Here is an 18,624-nt window from a genome sequence, read left to right on the forward strand (position 1 = left end):
AGTGCCAAGAGATCAACGGGGGCTGCCTAATTAGGCGCTCAGTCGCCGCAGTCGAGTCCTCGACTCCTAATTCTTGCTAATTCTCTGTCGTCGGTAAACGCGCACTCCGTCGCTATTTAGAAATAGCGCCCGGCCCTTTCCATCGTTTTGCTGAAGCCAGAGGACGCTGCCGTCCAGGGCAAGCATGTCGATAAGGCCTGAGGTTATGGCCCGTCCGTGACCGTGGATCTCCACTTCCTCGGCTCGGGAGAGCTTGGACCAGTTGGGAACGGGTTCAGTGGCGAGGATCCCCGTGTGCTGCTTTCCCTTGAATTGGCTGGAGTTCATGCGGTTTGTCCTTGAGGTAGGCGTGTCGGATGGGTGGATCGTCCGGAACTTAAAGGGAGGAGGCATGGCAACTTTGTGGCCGCCATGCCTCCTTGCATGATGCGTAGTTCTCGCGCCCGTCTTTCGGGCTACCTGTTGCGATGGAGTGCGGGAACTGCGCAGCATGCGTGCCGGACGTTAAGTCCGGCAGCATGTTGCGCGTCCTCGGGGCTTGTCCGTCGTGGACGTGCGGTGGCCGTGGACGCTTTAATTGGTTCGCCGGGACGGGCAACGGCCCGTCTGCTGTTGCTGACCGGCCGTTGCCCGAGGCGGGGGCTCCGGTTACATGATGCCGGTGGGAACCAGCAGGACCCAGGCCAGGGCGGGAGCCACGAGTACCACTCCGCCGGCGTACATCATCAGCTGCTTGTAGACGCGTTGGCGGTCGTTTTCCCGGGCGTTGGCGACGATGAGGGCGCCGTCGGTGGAGAAGGGGGAGACGTCCACGACGGTGGCGGCGATGGCGAGTGCCGCGACGGTTCCGGAGGCGCTCAGCGTACTGGAGGCGAGCAGCGGACCGGCAAGGGGGATGAATGCGGTCAGCAGTGCAGTGGAGGAGGCGAAGGCCGAGCCGACGCCGATCACGTAGCACAGGACCAGTGCGATCAGCAGGGGTGCACCCAGTGCCAGCGCTTGCTCGGCGAGGGTGTCGATGACGCCGACGTGCTGGAGCAGCGAGACGTAGGTGATCATGCCGGCTACCAGCAGGACGGTGGACCAGGAGATGCCGCCGATGAAGGTCTTATGTTCCTTGATGTTGATCAGCGCCAGGATGAGGCCGGCGGAGAGGGCGACGAAGCCGATCGGCATGTGGAAGCCCAGGGTGCAGACAAGCATCGCAGCGATCAGACTGAGGGTAAGGATTTGCTGGCCGTGGGGACGGCTGGTGCGGGGCGCATCGAGATCGGCGTACTCGTTTGCGTGCTTGTCGTGCAGCTTGCCCAGGAGGGCGAAGAGCACGATGGTCAGTACCGAAAGGATGAGATTGATGGCGAAGCTGGCGGCGAAGAGTGCGCCCTGGGAGATGGGGAAGCCGTTTTCCAGCGCAATGTTGTGCACCAGCACGCCGGCGACGGACAGCGGGGAGAACCCGCCGGCGTGGGCTCCGTTGATGATGAAAGCCCCCATCAGCACGGGGTGGATGCGCGATTCGTACGCGAAACCGATCGCAGCAGGCGCGAGAAGTGCGACGGCTGCGGGGGAGAACGTGCCCAACGAAGTCAGCGCGGCAGCCAAGAGGAAGAACACCCAGGGGAGCAGCAGCGTTTTACCCCTGACGAGGCGCACACAGGTCTGCACGATGATATCGATTGTGCCGTTCCGCTGGGCCATGCTGAAGAAGTAGGTGACCCCGATGATCGTCAGGACGATACTGGCAGGGAAATCCGCGAGGATTTCCTTGTCGCTCATTCCGAGCATGAAGTACCCGACGCCGAATGATGCCACCAAGCCCATCACCCCGATGTTCAGTGGCCATTTCGTGGCGACGACGAACATCACGACAAGTATGACCAGCGGGATGATCTGGATGGCGGTCATGGGCGGCTCCGATTCCGGGGTGGCCGCCGGGTTGAAAATGGTACCCCCGAACACGAGGGCGACCAGACCGAGGATCGCGATCGCGGCTACCGATATCAGAAGGATACGGTGCCGACGTTTGGGGCCCTTGGGGCCGTCTTCCCGGATTTCGCTCTCTGTCTTGGGAGCGGGTTGGTAAATAGTCTTAGTCATGATCGTGGCTCCTCATTGAGTGGCTGATGCTAGGGAGGCTTCGACGGCGCTGCCGAGAGCTTCCGGGAGGTGGATGATGGTGGTGGCGATGGTGCGGGCCGTTCGGTCGACGCCGACCAGCAGGGACCCGTCGCGCTCCTCGGTCCAGGTTTCGATCACTCCCGCGGGAGTGCGTAGTCTCAGCGTGGGCCGCGGTGTGTCGCCTGTGATGCCGTTGAGTACGGTGCCCGGGGTGCGGGCGGCGAGTGTAAGGGCGATGCTGCCGGTGATGGCCAGGGCGGGGTGGGGCTTTCCCATCGAGAGCATCATGACGTTGACGTCGCAGTCCGGGCCCGACTGGGTGGGGGAGGCGACGATCGCCAGCTTGGGGATGGCTCGGGCTGCTTCTGCGATTGTTGGTGCCAGCCCCATCCTGACGGCGGCCTGTCGGCGGATGTGATCCAGTGTTTCCAGCTGTAAATCCACTCCGGCGGCCCAGCTGTCGTATCGGGCGGTGTTCAGACCCAACTCCTCGGCGCGGACGATGACAACAGGCGCTCCGGCGTCGACCATCGATACATTCCAGCGTGTTCCGCCGGCAAGTATCGTGTCGGTCGCCTCGCCGGTGGGCAGCAATTTTCCGGTGGTCTTGCCGGCTGGATCCTGGAAGCCGAGACCGACCCGGTAGCCGGGGAAAACAACCCCGGGCATCTGCGCATCCGGAACGATGGGCAGGGCGCCTGCGGGAGTTGCGACCCGCTGGATGATGATCTGCCCGGTGTTGGTGTTGCGGGTGACGATGCGGGTGTTATCGCCCTTGGGGATCACCCAACCCTTTTCGATCGCGTAGAGGCCGACTACCGCGGAGCAGTTCCCGCAGTTGCTGCCCCAGTCCACTGCTGCCTCTTCGATGCCGACCTGTGCGAAGGTGAACTCAACGTCAACGTCGTCCTCGGCGGCCCGGCGAAGGATCATGGCCTTGCTGGTTGTCGACGTTGCTCCGCCGACACCGTCAATCTGCCGGGAGTCCGGGCTTCCGAAGAGCCGGGGCAGCAGCTCATCGAGGCTGGTGCGGGTCTCGTCCAGGTGCTCCGTTTCGAAGACCCAGCACTTGCTGGTCCCTCCCCGCATCCATTCAGCTTCAATCTTCATCGTGTTCCCTACATCTCCTAGTGCCGCGCATCTGTTCAGGGCCTGATAACAGAATGAGCCGGATCACAATTGAAGACAATGTACAATAATTAATGGGGGCTGTAGAGATGCTTAATTCATTGGCATTGACAGGATTGCAGCCCCATTCATTGCCCTCGTGCAGGTGAAAAGCGGGCCCGGCATCACGCACATTTATCCGGGATTGCATAGAATGAACCAAAAGGACAGAAGGGTGAACCATTGCTTAACGACGAAGGTCAAGATTTATTCGACATCCGCCGGTTGGCCCTGCTGGTGGAGGTCGTCGAGCAGGGATCGATCACCGCGGCGGCTGACCTGATGATGTACACCCCGTCGGCGGTCTCCCAGCAGCTGCGGAAGCTTGAACAGGAAGTCGGGCAGCCCCTGCTCAACCGCCGCTCCCGTGGGGTTGCGCCCACAGAGGCTGGCCAAGTGCTCGCCGGACACGCCCGCAAGATCATAGGTCAGATGCGGGCAGCCCGGTCCGACCTGGACCAGATCGCCGGCCTTAGACGCGGCTCGTTGACCGTTGGTACCTTCCCAACCCTCGCCGGATCATTCTTGCCCCTTGTCATCCGCGCCTTCAAGAAGCGCTACCCCGCAATCGGCCTCTCCGTCCGCAGCGCACGCTTTGACGAACTTGTCTCAGACCTCGAGTCCGGAGTCACCGGACTGTGCCTGCTCTGGGACTACCCCTGGAACCGGTTCCACGACGATGCCATCCGGGTCACGGAGGTCTTCCAGGAGAGCACTGTCATCCTGGTAGCCCGCGGGCACCCACTCGCCGACCGGGATGAGGTGAAGATGGAGGATCTGCGGAAGGAGTCGTGGATAGTTCGCGCGGAGGCCCATCCGGTGGTCGAGGTACTGCAGCGTTCCGCCCACGACGCCGGGTTCGAGCCGACCATTGCCTTCCTGGCCAACGACTACCAAGAGGCCCAGGCCATGGTCAGTGTCGGCATGGGCGTGGCCATGGTGCCCAAAACCGCAGTAGCCCTTCAACACCCCGATGTAAGGGTACTCAGCCTCGGTGCGGCCGCACCCATGCGGCGGGTATTGCTGGCCCAGCGCCAAGACAAGGTCTACGCCCCGGCAGAGGTCGCCTTCCACTCCACCCTCCTGGAAATCGCCCGCGAACATACCGAGGACTACCTCTAGGCCGAGGTTGGGAAAGGATCCGGGCTACCTTTACGCCGAGACGCATGCTGCTCGCGTTCGCGGGTCTCTACGAGTCCTGGCCGGACCCTGCCCTGCCCGGAGATGATCCCGGTCGCTGGGAACTTGCGCTGACCGCGTAGCCGGCCATGGTTCTCATCGTCGGCGGGCTGGTAGAGGCACCAACCTTCGCCGTGTCACTGACGATCAGACGCCTCTGGAGTTACGCCGTCGTGCAAGACGTTGCCGTCGGCGACACCGTGTTCCGGGCGGGCGACGAAACATACGATCTCATCGTCATTGAGCGGGGAGCGGTGGATCTGATCCGGGCCGCCACCCACGATGCACCCGAGGAGGTCGTGGTCAGCCATGGGCCGGGCCGTTTCATCGGTGAGTTGAGCTTGCTCACCGGTCAAGCCGTGTACCTGACGGGGCTGGTGGTACAAGCGGGACGAATTCATAGGATTCCACCGGCCCAGTTTCGTCGGCTGATGGCTGAAGACGCCGAGCTTTCCACCCCGTCAGGTCCGTCCCGCTTATGCCGGTGGGGAAACCGAGATAGTTCTTGATGCGCGAACTTGCCGCAGCTTGTCCGCCAGGACCGACCTTGTCGAACACGACGGTTGCGAGCCCCTCGGATGCGCCGTAGACCGCCGCGGCAAGTCCCGCCGGGCCTGCGCCAATCACTGCCAGATCCACCTTTTGGTTGGCCGTTCGACGGTATGAGAGTCCGAGTTCGCGGGCCATGATCTCTGCGGTCGCGCGGCGCATCACCTTGTCGGGAGTGATGACGACGGGGAGGTCCCCGTCTCGACCTGCTCGGCCCGCATGAGCGCCTGCCCGGCAATGGAATCGGCCTCATAATAGAGATGGGCAAGCCGTAACCGCGACGCGAAACGAGCCAAACGCCCTCCCGGTCGCCCAAAAGGAAGCGGTCCCGGACAACCCAACCCGGGACCGCTTCCCCACGCCCTTGATAGGCGATCACGGCATATCAGGGCTGGGTGCCGTATATGAATTCTTTCGCATGGCTGACGGCTTTTCTGAAGGCGTCGTTGCGGAGGGAGAGCTGTTCCTGGGTGCTTTCGCTGCCGTCCTCTGTGTAGGCGGTGATTCCGGGCCGCAACACCCAGATATCGCCGGCGGGTGGGAGATAAAAAACTCCGAAGGAGCGGTGCTGCGGGTCGTCGGTCCAGATGGGGACGACCGCGAGGGCAGCACCCGTGTCCGGGTTGATCCACTGGGCGCGCGGGAGAGGCTGCTCGTGTACCTCCGGATCCAGAAAAGGTGCCGTTCCCTTTCCCCAGCGTTGTTCAAACCGCTCGTAGAATGCCGGCAACAGCTGGCTATCATACGGGCGCCAAGCGCTCATATCGGGCTCCTTTCCCGGGCTGAGTAGGGGTTGGTCCCCGGTTCCGCGACGAACCGGGGACCAACGGTACGGGTCAGTCAGGCGCTGATTTCCTGGCGCTGGTTTCTGTCGGTGTCGATCGGGATCCGGCGGGGTTTGGCCTTTTCGGCCATCGGGATCCGCAGCGTGAGTACCCCCGCGTCGTAGCCTGCCTTCACGGCGTCGGCGTTAAGGGCATCGCCGAGGATGAGTTGGCGGCTGAAAACCCCGCGAGGACGCTCGGAGGCGATCAGCTCCGTGGTCTCGCCCGTCGGGTTCTTGCGTTCGGCTTTGACCGTCAAGACATTGCGTTCGACGTCGATGTCCACCGAGTCGACGTCCACCCCTGGCAGGTCGAATGCGACGATGAATTCTTCCCCGTCCTGCCAGGCGTCCATGGGCATCGCGGCGGGCCTGGCAGTCGTCCCGAGGACCTGCTGGGTGAGCCGGTCGAGCTCACGGAAAGGGTCGGTTCGCATCAGCATGGTCTTCTCACTCCTTGCATCTCGGTATCACTGATCCAGCCAGGTTATCTGCTGTGGCTGGCATAGATTTTTTATAGCATCGGTGCCACACTGGTGCAAGAGGGCATTTTGAGTTTTTTGGAGGATGCGATGGAGCCGGATGCCGGCAGGGCCGCGGGGGTCTACGCCATCTCCGTGGCGGCCGAACTCGTGGGAATGGGGCAGCAGAACCTGCGCCTGTACGAGCGCAAGGGCCTGCTGGAGCCGGGCCGCACCCTGGGTGGCACCCGCCTGTACAGCGAACAGGACCTCGCGACCCTGCGCCGGATCAGCACCTTGCTTCAGGCCGGTCTCAACCTGGCCGGCATCCGCGCCGTCCTCGAACTCGAGGCCGCCAACCGGCGCCTGGAACGGGAACTCGCCGCAGCCAAGGCGCGGCGCAAACTCTGACCCGAGTCAGCGCTCGAATGGGCGCCCCGTTATATGCTTTCCTTCCGCACCGGAACTGCTTCTCACCGCTATGAATAATCCCATCACGCCCGGGTTCGCAGGTCGGCTGGTCGAGCCGGACGGCTCAGTGACCGGTTTGTGTACGTTAAGCGTAGAAGGTTGCACTTTGCTCGCCGATGGGCAGCGTGCTCAATGACGGTGAGCAGGAGCACCGGGGGAGCGGCGTCATCCAAAGGCCGGGTGACGATCTGCGTGCTGAGTTCCCGCATCCGACAGCAACGCTCCTGCTGGTTGCGGAAGGCGGCTGCCAACTTCGAAGGTTGCTGGACGGAGCTAGCGGCAATAGCGTTCCCCATGATGGTCCGCATGTCCTACTCAGGAGTTGGGCGCCACATGCGTGGATTATTGCTACTGGTGGCGGAATGTGCGGATTTGGATCATGTCGCATCCCGAAGGAAAATCGCGGTGTGCGGGGTCCTGCGTGGCTGTTCTGTTGTGGCAGTTGCGGTGGGACGTCGAAAGACTTTCGGGCCGTCGCTGTGCAGGAACAGGGCGCGTCCGCGCCCTTGGTCCTGGATGAGCCAAAGCACACTGCCATCCGGTGAGAGCATGTCGACGTGACCCGAGGCGATTTCTTCGCCGTGCTGGTAGATGGCTACTTGATCGGCGCGGGCTAACTTTGTCCAGTTTGGGACCGGGGCCGGGAACGGAGCTTCTGGGTGCTTGCGGTGGATGGTCATGGGTGGTCCTTGGGGATGGGGGGCTGCCGGATGCTCGGTTCGGGGCTGCGGGAAGACGGTGCGCCGGGATGTGCCGCGGGGACCGCCGAAAGACGGTCCCCGCGCACATCTGACTTGCTGGTTGGCTACCGTGGTGCGAGTTCGGCTGTTACCTCTGCGGCGCGAGGCGCTGCCGGGGCCGCAAGGTTGCGGCGCCGTTCGCGGCGTTCCATGGCATTGGCCAGTAGTCCGAGGGCGATGTTGACGATCATGAAGCCCAGCGCCGCGACGATCTGTGCCTGGAGCAGTGAACGGCTGTAGTACGTGCCGATCACTGTGGCGCTGCGAAGCAGTTCAAGGTAGCCACCGAGCACGAAGGCCAAGGCGGTGCCCTTGAAGAGGATCACCATCTGGCTCACGAGGGCCGGGCTCATGGACCGCAGCGCTTGGGGCAGGAGCACCAGCTGCATGGTCCGGACCCCGGAGAACCCCAAGGCGTGAGCGGCCTCAGTCTGTCCGGCGGGAATGGCCCTTATTCCTGAGCGGAGGAGATCTCCCACGACGGCGCTGCTGAAGAGCGTCAGGGCGATGACGAGGAACCAGAAGTCGGAGAGCTTCAGCCCGTAGGAGGGCAGGACCAGGGACGTGAAGTAGAGCAGCAGCAGGAGCGGCACGCTGGCGAAGACGTCGGTAAACACCCGGCAGGCGACGCGGATGGCTTTGCGGCGCGAAAGCAGACCGAAGGCGAGCAACGAACCAAAGAGCAGGGACAGGGCCATGCCGACTGCCGCTGCGCGCAGGTTGTTGGCAAGTCCTTCTCCCAGGAGCGCCCACAGCCCCCATTGCGTGAACGGTTTCCAGGCCGCGGCGCTGAATTCCCCGTGTGACTCGAGTACCTGGTACACCGTGTACGCGCCGAGGGCCAGAGCGGCAACGCAGATAATTTCGATAACAGTGTGGCGGCGCCGAGCCCGGGGGCCCGGCGTGTCGAAGAGCGTTTTGGAAGTCATCGGCTGAACGCCGCCTTTCGGTCAATGATGGCCACGAGCCGGCCGACGATGAGCCCGATCAGCAGGTAGCTGACCGCCGCCCCGCTGAAGACCAGAAACGGCTGGGCCTGGTCCACGGCTGCTTTGTTGGTGGCGAATGTCAGATCCGCCACGCCGACCAAGGCGGCGACGGAGGTGTTTTTGATCATGGTGATCAGCACGTTTCCCAGGGGCTGGACCACGGTCCCAAAGGCTTGGGGCAATATCAGGTGCTGCATGGCGGGTCGCGGGCCGAACCCGAGGGCGCGGAGGGCTTCCAGTTCACCGGAGGCGACGGTGTTGAGCCCGGACCTGAGTGTTTCGCTGACGAACGGGGCGGTGTAGAGGATCAGGACAATCGCCGCCGAGGCGAAAAGAGAGTACTGGATGCCCAGGAGCGGGAGCCCGAAGACGAACAGAACCATTTGGACGGGCAGCGGAATGTTGCGGAAGACGGTGACGTAGGCGGCTGCGGCAACGTTGAGCGTGCGGATCGGGCTGACCCGCATTGCCGTCAGCATGGTTCCAAGTATCAACGCCCCGGTCCAGCCCAGCACGGTGAGTCCGAGGGTGACCAGGACTCCGCTGGTGAAGTCGGCGGCATAGCCGGAGAAGAAGGACATGAGGATTGCCTAGAGGGTGATGTGCGGAGCGGTGACGTCTGAAGGGCGCACGGCTCCGATGGTGTTGTCGTAGGCCTTCTTCCACTCGCCGTTGTCGGCGATCTTCTTGAGGAAGCCGTCGAGGTAGTCGTGCCACGCGGTGTCGTCCTTGGCGGATCCGATCGCGTATTCCTCGGTTGCGAGGTAGTCTCCGACGACCTTGAAGTCGCCCTTGTTCTGCTCGATCAGGCCCAGGAGGAGGGACTCGTTGGTGACGACGGCGTCGACCCGCTTTTGCTTCAGCGCCTGCGCGCATTCGCTGTAGGTTCCGAAGAGGGTGAGTTTGGCTTGGGGGGCCAGAGTGGGGAGGAGCTGGGCGGCCCGTGCACCGGTGGTGGTGCAGACGGGTTTGCCGTTGAGGTCATCCTTGGTGGAGATGGATGATTCGTCGTTGCGGACCATCATGGACACGCCGCTTTCCAGATAGGGGCCCGCAAAGGCGACCACCTTTTTCCGCTCGTCGGTGACGGCGTAAGAGGCCAGGATCAGGTCGACTTTGTTCTGCTGGAGAAAGGCCTCGCGGTTGGCCGTTACGGCTTCGACGTATTCGATGTTGTCCTCGCTGCCGGTCAGGTCTTTGGCGATGCGCTTTGCCAGTTCGATGTCCAGGCCTTCCATCTCACCGCTGACCGGGTTTTTGACGCCGAACATGGGCTGATCGAATTTCACTCCGACAATGACTTTGCCGCGCTGCTGGATCTTGCTCATGGTCGTTCCGGCGGCGAAGCTCTGGGACGGGGCGCTGGCGGGCGAGGGGGAGCTGCCGCAAGCGGTGGCGCCGAGGGCGAGGGTTGCGGCGATCGCGACGGGGGCGAGGATGCGGAGGGTTTTCATGATTGTCCTTTTGGTGTGGGCGTCGGCGTCGGTGCCGAGGCTCGTTGGGTGGGTTAGTGCACGGAGGAGAGGAAGCTGCGGGCGCGGTCGCTCTCGGGGGCGGAGAAGAAGGTTTCGGGGTCTGCTGTTTCAACGATGGCGCCGTCGGCCATGAAGATGATGCGGTCTGCGCAGGAGCGCGCGAAGGACATTTCATGGGTGACTACGAGCATGGTGGTGCCGCGTTCGGCGAGCTGGCGCATGGTGGCAAGGACGTCCTGGGTGGACTCCGGGTCCAGGGCTGAGGTGGGTTCGTCGAAGAGGATTACTTTGGGGTCCATGGCGAGGGCCCTGGCAATGGCGGCTCGTTGGGATTGTCCGCCGGAGAGCTGCGCGGGGAACGAGTTGGCTTTGGCCCCGATGCCCACCATGTCCAAAAGTTCGCGGGCGCGCTGTTCGGCTGCGGCTTTGCTCTGGCCCAGGATCTTCCTTGGGGCAAGCGTGATGTTGTCCAGGATGGTCCGGTTGGAGAACAGATTGAATGACTGGAACACCATGCCGACTTCGGTGCGGAATTTGAACAGTTCCCGCCCTTCGGCCGGCTGTGGTGCGCCGTCGACGAGGATCTGTCCGCTGTCGATGGTTTCTAGCCGGTTGATGGTCCGGCACAGTGTGGATTTACCGGAGCCTGAGGGGCCGAGGACGACGACGACTTCTCCACGCCTGACGCTGAGGTTGATGTTTCGCAGAGCGTGCAGGGTGCCGAAGTGTTTTTCCACTGACCGGAATTCGACGACGACGTCGTTTTCCGCCGGCAGTGTTGAGTTGGTTTCGGGCATGGGGTATTCCTGTCTTGGGTTGCGGTGACGAGGTCTCCTGAACGAAAACCTGTTGACTAGAGAGGTTGTGCGGGCCGGTCAGGGGAGGCCGAGCTCCCGAAGGGTGTTTGCCACCCGGTTTTCCTGCTGCCTGAGGAAGGTGCGGAAGGCTTCGCCGGTGGTGAAGGCGTCCTCCCAGCCGTTGTCGGACAGCGCCTGTTTCCAGGAAGGGGAATCATGGAGCCGGGTCAGCGCCTCGATGAGTTTGTTCTGGTCCGCCTCCGGCAGGCCAGGAGGTGCGAGGACTCCGCGCCAGTTCATGAAGACCAGGTCGATCCCGGATTCGCGGAGGGTGGGCGCTGGGATCCGTGCCTGGCGGTTTTGACCTGAGACGGCCAGTACGCGCAGCTGACCGGAAGCGATCTGCTCCGCGTACTCAGCCAGACCCGAGGTTCCGAAGGTGACCTTCTTCTCCAGCAGCGCCGGCAACAGCTCGCCCCCGCCGGCAAAGGGGCGGTAGTTCACGTCTCTGATCCGGATGCCCGCAGTGCGTGCCAGTTCCATCGGGAAGAGATGATCCGGGCCGCCGACGGCCGAGCCGCCCCCCACCGTGATGGTTGCGGGTGAGGCCTTCCAGGCTGCCACCAGGTCCCTGACCGTCCGGTAGGGCGAGTCCGAGCGGACCAGAATGCCTTCGGGCTCCTCCAGCATTTTGGCCACGGGGGTGGCGTCGGAGACGCTGATTTTGGAGCCGGTTGCGTAGCCGGAGCCGACAACACCCAGCCCCATCATCATCATGAGGCTGGGGTTTCCTGCCTCGTTCATCAGCCGGGCCATGGCAACCGTGCCGCCTGACCCGGTGACGTTGAAGATTTCGATGTGGCCGGCGATTCCGGAATCCTCCATGACCCGGGCCGCGATCCGGGCGGTGATGTCGTACCCGCCGCCGGGACTGTTCGGGACCATCAAGCGGGTGGCGGATATCGTCTCGGTTGCCGGGGCGGACGATCCACAGGCGCTCAAAGTCAGGACCAGCGCAACGGCTGCCGCTCGAGCATACTTAGACATCGTCATCCTGCTCCTCACCTCCTTGTGGTGTCCGCCGGGCCTTGGTGGCGTGGCTACTATCAAAGAGTGACTCACGTCATGTCCGATGTCACTGTTAGCGAATCAATGGAGGTTGTGGTCTTTGTGGTCACGTTCACTGCCGGGTAGACGCCTCACTTTGTCGGGGCAGTTTCTGCTTCTGCAGCTTGGCGTGATCACCGCGGTTCTGCTGGCGGTCACGATGGTCTCGGTTACGCAGTCGCGGGCGGAGTTCGTCGACGTCCGCGGGCAGCGGATGTTGGCGATCGCAGAAAATCTGGCGTCGACGCCGCTGGTCCGGGACGATATCACTGCGTCTCAGGCGTCCATCATGCTGGCGCCGGATGTGGACAAGTCCCGCGCCCTCTCCGGGGCGTCGGTCGTCGCGGTGACAAATGCGAAGGGGGTCGTGATTGCTTCCTCGGATCCGCAAACAGTGGGGGACACCTTGGATCTGGCCGCGGACCGTGCACCTCTTGGACGGTCGTGGACCGGGGACCTGACGCTGGGCGGCCGGCAGACCATCAGTGCCCGGGTCCCGGTCCTGCAGGCAGACGGGACAGTTAGCGGCGTCGCCCTGGTGGCCGAAGACTACCCTCCCTACGGCAGTGCGCTGGCTGCGGCCGTGCCGGATTTGATGTTCTTCCTCGGAATGGGCGCCGCGCTGGGCCTTGCCGGCTCCTGGCTCCTGTCGCGCCTGATCCGCAGACGCACCAGAGGGCTGGAACCGGACGAAATTGCCGAACTGGCCGACAACCGTGAAGCGCTGCTTTACAGCATCCGCGAAGGCGTGATCGGCGTCGGCCTGGACGGCAAAATCACCCTGCTGAATCAGACTGCGACCGACCTGCTGGGACTCCCGCCCGACGCCGCCGGGACGCCCGTCAGTGAGCTGCCGCTGGACGCGCACCTTCGGAACCTGCTGCTGGAGACGACCAATGGTGAGGAAACAACTGCAGTCAGCGGATCGCGGTTGCTTGTACTCAACCGCCGCACCGTGGGAAGCCACGGCCGCCCGATGGGAACTGTCACCACCCTGCGTGACCGGACCGAACTGGCCGAACTGGAAAGCCGGCTCGCGGCGAACCAGAGCATCACCGAGACGCTCCGGGCCCAGACGCACGAGTTCCTGAACCAGCTCCATACCGTGTCAGGGCTGGTCCAGCTGGGCGAATTCCGTGAAGTCAGAACCTTCATCGGGACTCTGACACGCCGCCGCGCGGAGATCAACGATGAAATAGCCCAGCGGATCAAAGACCCCTCCGTCGCCGCGCTCCTGGTGGCCAAAACCAGCCTCGCCGCCGAATCTGGCATCGTACTTCGACTTTCCAGCGAATCGCATCTGGGTCCGCTGGAGCCCTCTCTGGCCGCTGACGTCATCACCGTCCTGGGGAACTTCATAGACAACGCGGTAGACGCCATCGCGGGCCTGAACGACGTCACGGTCCTCGTCGACTTCAGCGACAATGATTCCATGATCACCATCCGAGTCAGTGACCCGGGCCCCGGAGTTCCGGAGGACCTCGAGCAACGCGTCTTCACCCGCGGCTTCAGCACCAAACCGGCACCTGCCGCCGGACGAGGCGTCGGCCTGGCCCTGGTCCGACTCGTATGCTCCAAGCGGCAAGGCTCCGTGACGGTACACAACGACGCCGGGGCCGTCTTCGAAGCCACGCTGCCCTACACCGCCGTCAGCCCATGATTGGCGTACTTGTCGTCGAGGACGACTTCATGGTGGCACGGATCCACACCCGGTTCGTTGAGAAGACTTCAGGCTTCCAGGTCGTTGGAACCGCTTCAACCGGCAAAGACGCAAGAGACGCCGTCCAAGAGCTCCACCCGGACCTGGTCCTCCTGGATGTCCATCTGCCAGACATCAGCGGCCTTGACCTGCTCCGGGAGCTGCGCGCGGCGCGGGTGCCGGTCGGCGTCATCATCATCACCGCCGCCACGGAGGCCCACAGCGTGCGGGATGCCCTCGAAGGCGGCGCGGCCCACTACATCATCAAACCCTTCGAATACGAGGACCTCGTCGCCCAGCTTCGGCGATTCCAGGAACGCCACGAGGCATTGAACCAGGCCCAAGCGACCGGACAGGAAGACATCAATAAGATATTCGGGTACTCGGCTCGGCCAATGGCCGACGCCATCCAGCGCCTGCCAAAGGGCTTGAGCACTGAAACGGCCACACTCGTCGCCGCAGCGCTTGAAGCCGGCAACGAAATTTCTGCCTCTGACTGCGCGGATACGACTGGACTCTCCCGCGTGAGCGTCAGACGCTACCTCGAATATTTCGTGGAAACGGGACAGGCTGCCGTCCGTCTGGAATACGGCCGCGCAGGACGCCCGGAGAGAAAATACCGGCGTCATTGAGCGGTGAATAGAGCAGCACATATCGGCCGCTACCGGCGAGACCGCGCAGCCGCAGCGAGACTGGGTAAGCGGTTCGGCGGGCCGATCTGGGACTGAATCCGCAAGTAGATTTGTTGCCGCGACCTGGAAGTTTGCCTACGGGCTTGCTGATTGCCCGCGCCGCGCAACGGCGTCTGCCGCATTAGGGGTGATCATGCCGGGTGCCGAGGCGCCATATTTTGTCTGCGCAAAGAAGAGCTGCACCCTGTGCTGCGTGGGTGCGGTCGAGGGCTGCAATACTTTGAACTGGCCAATTTGGGGGTATGTATATTGTGCACACTTTGGGCTTCGGATCGGGTCGGATTCCGCATGTTTCCGCGGGAGTCCAGTGGTTGCGGGCGAGGGAATGCAGTTCGAGTCCCACCTCGCGCACGTGTTTTCCCTGTTCAGGGGCTTGCGAGCCGCTGAATGTGGACAAATCTCCTTCTATGGGCCCCCTGCGGGGCCCATTTTTGTTGGTTGTGACCGGTCTGGCGACTCGTTCTCTTGGCCGGGACGGCGGTGTTGCTCTGTACTCCTTCATGGGCGGGGAGCGCCTGGAACTGCATGACTTGAGATCAAATCCTTGTGGCCATCCCTGTCGGGTATTGCGGGCGGGGTATATGCGAATCCCTGATACCTGTATCGGTATCGGATTTCTCGCAGCGCCATTGCGGGCGGATGGTGTCTCGGTGGGGGACCGGCTTGCGTGTGGCAGATTTAGCTGGAGGGGGCAGGCTGATCGGGGCGGGCCAAGTTGGCCTGGAGCGCGCGGATGAATCGGCCATTGGCCGACCGGGACGAGACGAAATAGATCGGCCATGCCTCTCAAGGCATCTGGGTTCCCGTCCTGAAGTCCTCTGACAGTGCGGGAAGGGTCTACTCTCGGACGTATGGGCAGCGATCCCGTGCCGGGGAGGAGGTTCCCGGACGCTCCGACTTACGATGTGCACCGCCGCGTCGTGGAGACGTACGCTCGCGACCTCCTGAGTGGCAACAGCCTGCTGGACGCCCTCGCCAAGCGGACGAGCCGCGGGGGCCGGAAGGCCGAGTTCGAGTTCAGGGCCACTCCATACAACTTCTGCGAGGTCCTCTGCGTGGCATCCCCGGAGACTGCCGTGGCCCTACTCGACGCGGGGATCACCACGGCGGACGAGGCCGTCACGTTCCTCGAAGAGCAAGGGTTCGATGATCTCGTCGAGGACAACCACGACGCCGCGGAGGCCGCGCTACGCTGCGCGGCGATGCCTTCTGAGGTGCTCGACCGCTTCCAGCACTCCCCCCTGTCCTTCTATGAGGACCCGGAGGGCTTCGGGGAGAAGCTGGGGGAGGACCTGCTCGGCAAGCTCCGGAGGAACAAAACGGTTTGGGCCGCCGTGCAGGAGCGCAGGATCGATCTGCGAGACATCCTCCAGATCGGCATCTCACGGTTCCTCGACGCCGAGGACGACGAGGGTACCCTGAGTGGGCTGCTGGTCAGCCTGAAGTCGGGCGCAGGCCAGCCAGTCCGGGCCGAGGACATCAGCGGCTGGATCGAGCATTTCGGGATCGGCCCGGCGACCCCGAACGAGGTCAAGACAGGGGTCTACCGGCTCGCTGTACGGCACGGCGGCGACTTCGCCGCGCAGATTCCACGGGATGCCCGCACAATGAGGCTTGCCAACGGCCTCTCGCGTGTCGCCGACGATGAGAGGCGCGGTCTCGACGTCGAGCGTCGCCTGATCCTATTCGGGGCGCAGGTCATGGCCGGGACCTCGCGGGCGGCAGGGCTGTCAGCCTTGCCGGACAAGCACGACCTCATGAGGCTCGTCGACGCGGGGATCACGGCCGCGCAGGCAGCCGAGGGGTACCTGAGGGGGATGAGCGCAGCCCAGATGGTCGCGGTGCAACGGGACGGCACAGTCCCGGGCGTTTCAGACGACTGGATCTGAAGCCATCCCCGCATGTGAAGGGGCCCGAACGCCGTGCCCGGTGGGAGACAGGGGCCGCGGTGGGCACGTGAATGAGGGCTTCGAGCATTACATGTGCACGAAAAAGTCGGCCGATGGCTACCTGACCCGGACCGGTCTGGACTGCGGCCGCGCTGCATAATCCGGCGCTCAACCGGACCCTTGTTGAAATGCGCTGTTTGGAGTTGCTTGGAGTGCGGCCAATTCGGGGTGCGTACATTTGCGCACATTTTGGGCTGTGGATCGGGTCGTAGATGGTGAGATCGGGGGCTTTGCTGCTTCTTCATGGTGGGTCCTGGGGAGGGCGACATGACTTGTGCCCACCCGCTAGGGAATCGGTGCTGGCCCGTAATTCTTCAAGAGGCTCTCCTTCTGGCGTTGTTGTAGGCGCGTAGCGTGGCCGCCTTGGAAAGCACGGGCCAGGAACTGGGAATAGTCTTGGTAGACCGGGTCCTGCGGGCACAGAATAGCGCCACGGAAACCTGCTCCGTGGCGCTTGTTTGCGGATGAATTGCTTGACTTTATGAACTGCTCGACTGCATTCGGCTGCGTTCCGAAATGTGCTCCACCAGTTCGCCCACACGCTCCTCTGAGTAGTTGCGCGCGATGTCACCCTGGCTGATGATGCCGACCAACTTGTGGTCAGCAATGACCGGGAGCCGCCGGACCTGGTACTTCTCCATCATTTCGATGGCGGCGTCAACGTTCGAGTCGGCGTCAATCCAGTGGGGTGTACCGGTGGCGAGGTCGCGGGCCATCATCTCGCGTGGATCACGGCCCACGGCAACGCACTTGAGCACGATGTCCCGGTCAGTGATCATGCCGTTCAACTTGCCGTCGTCACCACAGATTGGCAACGATCCGCAGTCCAGATCCAGCATCATCCGTGCGGCATCTACGAGGGACTGGTTCTCCTTAATGCACTGTGCATCCGTACTCATGAACTCACGTACGGCACTCATTGGTCCTCCTTCATCGATTGAGGTATCGACGCAGAGTCACCGGGCACATGCGCCGATGCTGCCAGCCTACGCCGGGGCCAGCGCCGATGTCGACGGCGGTTCCGAACGTTCAGGGACGGGAGCGCGGAGGCCCGCACGACTAGCTTCGCCAGCACGGTTGGGGACCTCACCCCGCCAGACGACCCGGCCGCACACATGCAGGCCTACGACCGTTTCGTCTCGGGAGATTCGATGCACCCGTACTAGAACGCCTCCGACGCAGAGAGCTGGTGAGCAGCCAAACCCCGTTCGCAGTCATCGTTGGCTGCGCGGACTCCCGCCTGGCCGCGGAGATCATTTTCGACGTTGGCCTTGGCGACGTTTTGGTTGTGCGCACAGCCTTGGGGTGGCAGATTCAGCTGGAGGAGGCAGGCTGGTCAGGGCGAGCCAAGTCGGTCTGGATCGCGCGGATGATCGAGGCGAGGATTCCGGACGCGAGAAGTCCTGGCCCCAGCGGACCGGCGGAATTCTCCCCGAGCGGTGGCAAGCGCCGAAGCGCGGACCGGGCTTCGGCGCTCATGTGCTCGAGTTGCCAGTGGACCTCGTCGTCGACCGTCTGGGGTCGATCGGGCGCCGCCAGTCCCGCCGCTTTCGCGGCATACGCGGCTGCCCCCAAGGCGTGCGCGCCCATGTGGGCGACGGCGGCGGCTTGTGTGGCAGACCGGGCGGCAGCCACCGCAGCGGGGCTGTTCACCTCGCGTGCGGCACGGCCAGCAACAAACCGGCGGCGGATCTCTTCGGCGGCACTGAGCTCACCGCGAGCGAAGGCCCGGGCTCGGGCGATGGCGTCGCGGGGGCGATCATCTGCCGGCGCCTCTGCCTCAAATAAGGCTACGACCCGCTCAGCGCAGTCTGCTGCCCAAGCCGCGACGACGCGGCGCTCGGCCTCGCATAGCGTCTGCGGAGAAGCCATACCAGTACCGTACACACGGCTAGCAGACTGATCCTTCTTATACGGGCCTCCTTTCTTGCTGTTTGTGTCGGGCGTGGTTGGCCTTGTATCTATTCTTCTTCCGGCGTTGTGGTGTCGACATGACCTAAGGATGATTTCTCGGAGATCTTCGGCGAGATTCGCTCCTTCGTGTGGGTTTGGAAGAAGTTGGCGGCCGTTTGTCCGGCCAAGGTGGTGTGCACAGAGTCCACACCTGTGTACACAGGTTCTGGTGGGTGATCCCCTCTCTGCCCTATTTTCTGGTGACACGAGTTCATGCGGCCGCGAGTTCTGTATGACATGACTTTCGGGTGGTGTCTTGGATTCTTGTTGCTGGCGTGCGCTCAGGCGACCGAGGCTGCCCGCAGACAAGTCCGAGCGCTCCGCCGCGGGGCCAGCTGCGGGGCATGGTTGGGCTTTGAAGCCGTCGATGGTGACGGACGTTGTTCCACATTGGAACATCGTGACAACCTGCGCTTGAATGAGCGCCGGGGCCTGCTGGAACCGGACCGGACGGG

Annotated in this window: 19 protein-coding genes and 2 pseudogenes; 7 read left to right on the forward strand and 14 right to left on the reverse strand. The window is 63.3% G+C overall.

Translation table 11 applies throughout. From position 1 onward, the window contains the following. Positions 1 to 66: 66 nt before the first annotated feature. The 3 genes from ACFRJ8_RS15505 to ACFRJ8_RS15515 form a co-directional block, all read right to left on the reverse strand. A complete protein-coding gene (locus ACFRJ8_RS15505) occupies positions 67 to 327 on the reverse strand; it encodes a hypothetical protein (RefSeq protein WP_377987042.1) in 261 nt (86 codons plus the stop codon). A gap of 321 nt (positions 328 to 648) precedes the next feature. Beyond that, positions 649 to 2,097: an SLC13 family permease gene (locus ACFRJ8_RS15510; RefSeq protein WP_377987043.1), complete on the reverse strand. Its 1,449-nt coding sequence runs from the start codon at positions 2,095 to 2,097 to the stop codon at positions 649 to 651. A 12-nt stretch (positions 2,098 to 2,109) separates the two neighbouring features. After that, positions 2,110 to 3,228 (reverse strand): PrpF domain-containing protein, encoded by a 1,119-nt coding sequence (locus ACFRJ8_RS15515; RefSeq protein ID WP_377987044.1) that lies wholly within the window; start codon positions 3,226 to 3,228, stop codon positions 2,110 to 2,112. A gap of 240 nt (positions 3,229 to 3,468) precedes the next feature. On the opposite strand from ACFRJ8_RS15515, the gene ACFRJ8_RS15520 reads away from it, so the two are divergent. After that, entirely contained in the window at positions 3,469 to 4,407 is a 939-nt protein-coding gene (locus tag ACFRJ8_RS15520) for a LysR substrate-binding domain-containing protein (RefSeq protein WP_377987045.1), read from the forward strand. Between the two features lie 146 nt (positions 4,408 to 4,553). Beyond that, positions 4,554 to 4,973: a Crp/Fnr family transcriptional regulator gene (locus tag ACFRJ8_RS15525; protein WP_377987046.1), complete on the forward strand. Its 420-nt coding sequence runs from the start codon at positions 4,554 to 4,556 to the stop codon at positions 4,971 to 4,973. A gap of 16 nt (positions 4,974 to 4,989) precedes the next feature. On the opposite strand, the pseudogene ACFRJ8_RS15530 reads toward ACFRJ8_RS15525, so the two are convergent. From ACFRJ8_RS15530 to ACFRJ8_RS15540, 3 genes and pseudogenes are all read right to left on the reverse strand, one after another. Next, a pseudogene (locus ACFRJ8_RS15530) lies at positions 4,990 to 5,175 on the reverse strand (FAD-binding protein); the annotation flags it as partial. A gap of 223 nt (positions 5,176 to 5,398) precedes the next feature. Further along, complete coding sequence (locus ACFRJ8_RS15535; protein ID WP_377987047.1) at positions 5,399 to 5,776, reverse strand: hypothetical protein; 378 nt, start codon at positions 5,774 to 5,776, stop codon at positions 5,399 to 5,401. 77 nt (positions 5,777 to 5,853) lie between these two features. Then, on the reverse strand, positions 5,854 to 6,279 hold the full coding sequence (locus ACFRJ8_RS15540) for an Hsp20/alpha crystallin family protein (RefSeq protein ID WP_377987048.1): 426 nt from the start codon (positions 6,277 to 6,279) through the stop codon (positions 5,854 to 5,856). Positions 6,280 to 6,387: 108 nt separating this feature from the next. On the opposite strand from ACFRJ8_RS15540, the gene ACFRJ8_RS15545 reads away from it, so the two are divergent. Continuing rightward, a complete protein-coding gene (locus ACFRJ8_RS15545; RefSeq protein WP_377987049.1) occupies positions 6,388 to 6,708 on the forward strand; it encodes a MerR family transcriptional regulator in 321 nt (106 codons plus the stop codon). 437 nt (positions 6,709 to 7,145) lie between these two features. On the opposite strand, the gene ACFRJ8_RS15550 is transcribed toward ACFRJ8_RS15545, so the two are convergent. The 6 genes from ACFRJ8_RS15550 to ACFRJ8_RS15575 all read right to left on the reverse strand — a co-directional run bounded on the left by ACFRJ8_RS15550 (position 7,146) and on the right by ACFRJ8_RS15575 (position 11,816). Continuing rightward, positions 7,146 to 7,448 (reverse strand): hypothetical protein, encoded by a 303-nt coding sequence (locus tag ACFRJ8_RS15550; RefSeq protein ID WP_377987050.1) that lies wholly within the window; start codon positions 7,446 to 7,448, stop codon positions 7,146 to 7,148. A 125-nt stretch (positions 7,449 to 7,573) separates the two neighbouring features. Continuing rightward, positions 7,574 to 8,437: an amino acid ABC transporter permease gene (locus tag ACFRJ8_RS15555; protein WP_377987051.1), complete on the reverse strand. Its 864-nt coding sequence runs from the start codon at positions 8,435 to 8,437 to the stop codon at positions 7,574 to 7,576. Continuing rightward, positions 8,434 to 9,078: an amino acid ABC transporter permease gene (locus ACFRJ8_RS15560; RefSeq protein ID WP_377987052.1), complete on the reverse strand. Its 645-nt coding sequence runs from the start codon at positions 9,076 to 9,078 to the stop codon at positions 8,434 to 8,436. The genes ACFRJ8_RS15555 and ACFRJ8_RS15560 overlap by 4 nt, the downstream gene beginning before the upstream one ends. A 9-nt stretch (positions 9,079 to 9,087) precedes the next feature. After that, the gene (locus ACFRJ8_RS15565; protein WP_377987053.1) at positions 9,088 to 9,951 is read right to left on the reverse strand and encodes a glutamate ABC transporter substrate-binding protein; all 864 of its coding nucleotides are present in this window, start codon (positions 9,949 to 9,951) and stop codon (positions 9,088 to 9,090) included. A 53-nt stretch (positions 9,952 to 10,004) separates the two neighbouring features. Next, positions 10,005 to 10,769: an amino acid ABC transporter ATP-binding protein gene (locus ACFRJ8_RS15570; RefSeq protein ID WP_377987054.1), complete on the reverse strand. Its 765-nt coding sequence runs from the start codon at positions 10,767 to 10,769 to the stop codon at positions 10,005 to 10,007. A 78-nt stretch (positions 10,770 to 10,847) separates the two neighbouring features. Beyond that, positions 10,848 to 11,816 carry a Bug family tripartite tricarboxylate transporter substrate binding protein gene (locus ACFRJ8_RS15575; RefSeq protein WP_377987055.1) on the reverse strand — a complete coding sequence of 323 codons (969 nt, stop codon included), beginning with the start codon at positions 11,814 to 11,816 and terminating at the stop codon, positions 10,848 to 10,850. A gap of 157 nt (positions 11,817 to 11,973) precedes the next feature. Between ACFRJ8_RS15575 and ACFRJ8_RS15580 the strand changes: the two genes are divergently transcribed. The 3 genes from ACFRJ8_RS15580 (at position 11,974) to ACFRJ8_RS15590 (ending at position 16,156) form a co-directional block, all read left to right on the forward strand. Further along, the gene (locus ACFRJ8_RS15580; protein ID WP_377987056.1) at positions 11,974 to 13,536 is read left to right on the forward strand and encodes an ATP-binding protein; all 1,563 of its coding nucleotides are present in this window, start codon (positions 11,974 to 11,976) and stop codon (positions 13,534 to 13,536) included. Further along, on the forward strand, positions 13,533 to 14,207 hold the full coding sequence (locus ACFRJ8_RS15585) for a response regulator (RefSeq protein WP_377987057.1): 675 nt from the start codon (positions 13,533 to 13,535) through the stop codon (positions 14,205 to 14,207). The genes ACFRJ8_RS15580 and ACFRJ8_RS15585 overlap by 4 nt, the downstream gene beginning before the upstream one ends. Before the next feature lie 980 nt (positions 14,208 to 15,187). Beyond that, entirely contained in the window at positions 15,188 to 16,156 is a 969-nt protein-coding gene (locus tag ACFRJ8_RS15590) for a hypothetical protein (protein WP_377987058.1), read from the forward strand. 539 nt (positions 16,157 to 16,695) lie between these two features. On the opposite strand, the gene ACFRJ8_RS15595 is transcribed toward ACFRJ8_RS15590, so the two are convergent. Continuing rightward, positions 16,696 to 17,136, reverse strand: a complete 441-nt coding sequence (locus ACFRJ8_RS15595; RefSeq protein ID WP_377987059.1) for a CBS domain-containing protein — start codon at positions 17,134 to 17,136, stop codon at positions 16,696 to 16,698. A gap of 195 nt (positions 17,137 to 17,331) precedes the next feature. Here ACFRJ8_RS15595 and ACFRJ8_RS15600 point away from each other — a divergent pair. Then, positions 17,332 to 17,516 (forward strand): annotated as a pseudogene (locus ACFRJ8_RS15600) (carbonic anhydrase); the annotation flags it as partial. Between the two features lie 14 nt (positions 17,517 to 17,530). On the opposite strand, the gene ACFRJ8_RS15605 reads toward ACFRJ8_RS15600, so the two are convergent. Beyond that, a complete protein-coding gene (locus ACFRJ8_RS15605; RefSeq protein WP_377987060.1) occupies positions 17,531 to 18,088 on the reverse strand; it encodes a putative immunity protein in 558 nt (185 codons plus the stop codon). Between the last annotated feature and the right edge of the window lie 536 nt (positions 18,089 to 18,624).

This window comes from Arthrobacter sp. NPDC056886 (genome assembly GCF_042788715.1).
Lineage (GTDB): Bacteria > Actinomycetota > Actinomycetes > Actinomycetales > Micrococcaceae > Arthrobacter.

Coding starts and splice junctions, on each gene's coding strand:
- ACFRJ8_RS15515 (WP_377987044.1), bottom strand. CDS start 3,228: ATGAAGATTGAAGCTGAATGGATGCGGGGAGGGACCAGCAAGTGCTGG.
- ACFRJ8_RS15575 (WP_377987055.1), bottom strand. CDS start 11,816: ATGTCTAAGTATGCTCGAGCGGCAGCCGTTGCGCTGGTCCTGACTTTG.
- ACFRJ8_RS15525 (WP_377987046.1), top strand. CDS start 4,554: ATGGTTCTCATCGTCGGCGGGCTGGTAGAGGCACCAACCTTCGCCGTG.
- ACFRJ8_RS15565 (WP_377987053.1), bottom strand. CDS start 9,951: ATGAAAACCCTCCGCATCCTCGCCCCCGTCGCGATCGCCGCAACCCTC.
- ACFRJ8_RS15570 (WP_377987054.1), bottom strand. CDS start 10,769: ATGCCCGAAACCAACTCAACACTGCCGGCGGAAAACGACGTCGTCGTC.
- ACFRJ8_RS15510 (WP_377987043.1), bottom strand. CDS start 2,097: ATGACTAAGACTATTTACCAACCCGCTCCCAAGACAGAGAGCGAAATC.
- ACFRJ8_RS15540 (WP_377987048.1), bottom strand. CDS start 6,279: ATGCTGATGCGAACCGACCCTTTCCGTGAGCTCGACCGGCTCACCCAG.
- ACFRJ8_RS15560 (WP_377987052.1), bottom strand. CDS start 9,078: ATGTCCTTCTTCTCCGGCTATGCCGCCGACTTCACCAGCGGAGTCCTG.
- ACFRJ8_RS15595 (WP_377987059.1), bottom strand. CDS start 17,136: ATGAGTGCCGTACGTGAGTTCATGAGTACGGATGCACAGTGCATTAAG.
- ACFRJ8_RS15505 (WP_377987042.1), bottom strand. CDS start 327: ATGAACTCCAGCCAATTCAAGGGAAAGCAGCACACGGGGATCCTCGCC.
- ACFRJ8_RS15605 (WP_377987060.1), bottom strand. CDS start 18,088: ATGGCTTCTCCGCAGACGCTATGCGAGGCCGAGCGCCGCGTCGTCGCG.
- ACFRJ8_RS15550 (WP_377987050.1), bottom strand. CDS start 7,448: ATGACCATCCACCGCAAGCACCCAGAAGCTCCGTTCCCGGCCCCGGTC.
- ACFRJ8_RS15535 (WP_377987047.1), bottom strand. CDS start 5,776: ATGAGCGCTTGGCGCCCGTATGATAGCCAGCTGTTGCCGGCATTCTAC.
- ACFRJ8_RS15585 (WP_377987057.1), top strand. CDS start 13,533: ATGATTGGCGTACTTGTCGTCGAGGACGACTTCATGGTGGCACGGATC.
- ACFRJ8_RS15555 (WP_377987051.1), bottom strand. CDS start 8,437: ATGACTTCCAAAACGCTCTTCGACACGCCGGGCCCCCGGGCTCGGCGC.